This is a genomic window from Plantactinospora sp. B6F1 (assembly GCF_040120695.1).
Lineage (GTDB): Bacteria > Actinomycetota > Actinomycetes > Mycobacteriales > Micromonosporaceae > Plantactinospora.
Genome location: NZ_JBEEAC010000117.1, coordinates 1 through 583, shown reverse-complemented (window position 1 = coordinate 583; position 583 = coordinate 1). Strand labels below are relative to the sequence as shown.

Below are 583 nucleotides of genomic sequence, written 5' to 3'. Positions count from 1 at the left end.
CCTGGGACTGGGACAAGATCGCCAAGGCGCTCAAGCCGGTCTACACCGCGGCGACCGAGGATGCCGCGACTGAACGGTTCCTGGAGTTCGCCGAGGCATGGGGCCGCAAGTACCCGGCGATCGTGAAGCTGTGGGAGAACGCCTGGGCCGAGTTCGTGCCCTTCCTCGCCTTCGACGTGGAGATCCGCAAGGTCATCTGCTCCACGAACGCGATCGAGTCGGTCAACGCCCGTATCCGCAAGGCCGTCCGCGCCCGCGGACACTTCCCGAACGAGGCCGCAGCACTCAAGTGCGTCTACATGGCGTTGATGAGCCTCGACCCCACCGGCAAGGAGGTCCTCGCCGCTGGCCGTCTCACCGGCGGCTGCGTCGACCGCCGCCTCGCAATGAGTGTTCGTCACGGTTGCCATCAGAGAATCCCTATCTGTCTGATTTCCACCGTTTACGTTACACTCCCGCTGGCCACGTCGGCCCGGCAGCCTTGATCACTGTTGATCGATGTGGGTGGGCTCTGGGCATGGTGGTGGGCCGTCTGTCGCGGCGGTGGGCGTGGTCTCCTGGGGTCCTCCGGGTTGTTGGGATG

The 583-nt window shown here is 65.2% G+C and carries 1 pseudogene; it reads left to right on the top strand.

From position 1 onward, the window contains the following. A pseudogene (locus ABNF97_RS34060) lies at nucleotides 1-329 on the top strand (transposase); the annotation flags it as partial. Nucleotides 330-583: the final 254 nt, after the last annotated feature.